This window comes from Pinirhizobacter sp., assembly GCF_035317885.1.
GTDB lineage: Bacteria > Pseudomonadota > Gammaproteobacteria > Xanthomonadales > Rhodanobacteraceae > Pinirhizobacter.
In genome coordinates this window covers 1-2644 of sequence record NZ_DATHFX010000419.1, presented here as the reverse complement: position 1 = coordinate 2644, position 2644 = coordinate 1, and the positions used below count along the sequence as shown (strand labels likewise).

General features: G+C 66.7%; 4 protein-coding genes. 3 read left to right on the top strand and 1 reads right to left on the bottom strand.

Annotation, left to right across the window (positions count from 1 at the left end; genetic code table 11):
- From VK519_RS13790 to VK519_RS13780, 3 genes are all read left to right on the top strand, one after another.
- Positions 1–348, top strand: a 348-nt coding sequence (locus VK519_RS13790; RefSeq protein WP_324350692.1) for a hypothetical protein, incomplete at its 5' end; no start/stop codon positions are given.
- An 83-nt stretch (positions 349–431) separates the two neighbouring features.
- The gene (locus tag VK519_RS13785; RefSeq protein WP_324350690.1) at positions 432–1178 is read left to right on the top strand and encodes a DUF2884 family protein; all 747 of its coding nucleotides are present in this window, start codon (positions 432–434) and stop codon (positions 1176–1178) included.
- 75 nt (positions 1179–1253) lie between these two features.
- On the top strand, positions 1254–1691 hold the full coding sequence (locus VK519_RS13780) for a PA2169 family four-helix-bundle protein (RefSeq protein ID WP_324350688.1): 438 nt from the start codon (positions 1254–1256) through the stop codon (positions 1689–1691).
- A 17-nt stretch (positions 1692–1708) separates the two neighbouring features.
- On the opposite strand, the gene VK519_RS13775 is transcribed toward VK519_RS13780, so the two are convergent.
- Positions 1709–2644 (bottom strand): response regulator (locus VK519_RS13775; protein ID WP_324350686.1); only part of this gene is annotated, 936 nt, incomplete at its 5' end.

Sequence of the window (2644 nt, the reverse complement as noted above, 5' to 3'; positions counted from 1 at the left end):
CAGCTCGTTAGGGATATCGCCTGCTTCATCGCCGCCGTGTCCCTGGCCGTCCTGGCAGTGTTGGTGCTGGGCGGCAAGCGCCGCGCCGTGCTGCCGCTGCGTCTGGCGTGCCTGCTGGTGGCGATCTGGGCGGCCACCAGCGTGTTTTCGATGTGGCGCACCATTACCCAATTACGCGAGGGCCTAGGGGCCCTGGCCTCGTCCGATGCATCGGGCGACTTCGCCAACGCCGTGGGGTCGATCCTCACGCCCATGTATATATCGCTGGGTCTTCAGATACTGGTGATCCCGGTGCTTGGCTGGGTGGCCTGGCGTCTGGGCAGGGCGGACGTCAGCCCGGCCGACTGAAGACAACTTCCAGGCGCCGGTTCAGCCGCCATGCGGCCGGAGCCCCCGACGATACGCGTCATCATCGTCCTGGCTCCGCTTCCATGCGCATTTTCCTGTCGGCTGCCCTCCTGTTTGCTTCTTCCGCCGTCGCGGCCCAGGAGTTGGCGACTACCTGCCACGCCAGCAGCAGCTATGACCTTACCGTGCGCTCGCGCGGCATCCTGTTCGACCGCCCCCAACCCGCGCCGCGCCAGGTCGGCCTGGACGATGGTTCGGTGGTGGTCGACGGCCGTACCGTAGCGCTACGTCCCGACGCCCAGGACCAGGCAGCCCTGTTCGAACGGCAGCTTCGCGCACTGGTCCCGCGCTTGCGCGGGGCCGCGGATGCCGGTGTGGACATCGCCGCGCGGGCTGTGCGCGAAGAAGTAGCACGCAGTGCACCGGCCGCCCTGCAGGATGGTGAATTCGATCGAAAGCTCAGCGGCCATGTCGCGGAGCTGCATGCCCGCATCGCCCGCAGCAACAGCACCCACGACTGGCAGGGCGATGCCTTCGAAAGCTACGCCAATGGCCTGGTCACCGATCTTGCTCCCCTGGTGGCCGCGAGCCTGACCTCCGATGCCGTGGACCTGGCCATGAACGGCGACCTCGCCGGCGCCGCGGATCTTCGCGAGCGGGCGTCGTCCTTGAGCACAGGCCTGGAGGCTCGGGTCCAGGCGCGGGTAAACCGCGAACTGCGGCCCAAAGTGCAGGCTTTGTGTCCAGACATCCGCCGCCTGGCGGAGCTTTCCGAAGGACTGACCGACGACCACGGCCGCCCCCTGAATCTGCTCCAGATCGCGCCTTAAAAGGAACGCCACGTAAACGCTGCCGGGGCCGGTTTAGGCACGGGTAAGGGCCGTGACGCTAGCTTGTGGACCGTCATGGACCGCACCGCCATCCGTTCGTTGTCTCAACTCCTGCGCCGCGCCAGCGACGATCGCGAGTTGTACCTGAAGGCGGCATCGATGGTCTCCGAGCCTGGCCTGCGGGCGGTGTTTACTGAAATGGCCGCCACCCTGGCCGTCACCGTGGGTGAGTTGCGCCGCGAGGTCGAGGCCCGGGGTGGCAGCATCACGACCCAGGCGAGCCTGGCCGGTCGTCAGCGGGCGCTCATGGCCGCATGGCGCATGCGCCTGGCAGGCAACCCCGACAATGCCGGGATCGCACTGCTGGAACGGGCTGAAAATCGCCTGTTGCGCCATTTCGAAGCGATTGCCAAAAACGATCCTGCGCTTGCGGCACTCGCCTGCCGTCTCCTGCCGAGGTTGCGGGCCGTCCACCTGGACATGTCCACGCTCGTCCACGGCCTGCGTGGCTGACTTACATCTCCTTCGGCTCAGGCTTCTTCGATACCTTCCGCCCATCCGTCGATTTCATCCAGCAGTGCACCCAGGCTTGCACCGAAGGCTGCGAAAGCTTCATGTGCCGCGACGGGCTCCAGCCCATCGATGACTTGCTCGAGCACGTCGCCGCGGTCGGTGAGGGCAGTACTACCGAAAACATGCATGCCGCCGACTGTCCTGTGCAGCCATAGACGCAGTTCCGCGGGGCTCGACGTATCGAGCGTATCCATTACGGCGGCCAGTTCCGAACGCGTCACCCGCGAGAACTCCCGGACAATCCGCGCAGCGACTGCATCGGAGCCGAAGTTCTCCCGCAGCAATTCGTAGTCGAGCATCGTTGACGGCGGCAGCGCGGCCTTCGGCAACCACGTGTCGAGCATCTTGCGCAGGTCCGCCAGGTTCGCCGGTTTGGCGATGAAGCCGTCCATCCCCGCCGAGCGACAGCGCACTACCTCATCGGGTTGGGCGTTGGCCGTCATCGCCACGATGGGCAGGTGCCCGCCGATCGAGGCCTCCCGCTCACGCCATTGCCGGGCGACCGTGTAACCATCGAACACCGGCATGTGCACGTCCACGATCGCCAGGTCCCAGGGTCTGCTTGCCAGCGCGTCCAGTGCCTGGCCGCCGTCGTCGACGACCGTGCAGGTTCGACCCAGGCGCGCCAGCTGTGCACGGATGAGTGCCTGGTTGGTGGGATTGTCGTCGGCCACGAGGATCCGCGCAGGCGATGATGGCGCCGGTGTGTCGGGCTCATCCGGCAGGGGCGGCGAGGCCTCGCCCAGTCCCAGGGCAAGCTCGCACACGCGTGCCAGTAGCGAACTTCTCACCGGGCGGGCGCTCATGACCAGCATGCCGTCTCGCTGCGAAAAACCCCGCGGATCGGCCTGGCCGGAAACCACCACGACATTCGCCAGTGGCGAGCCCTGGCT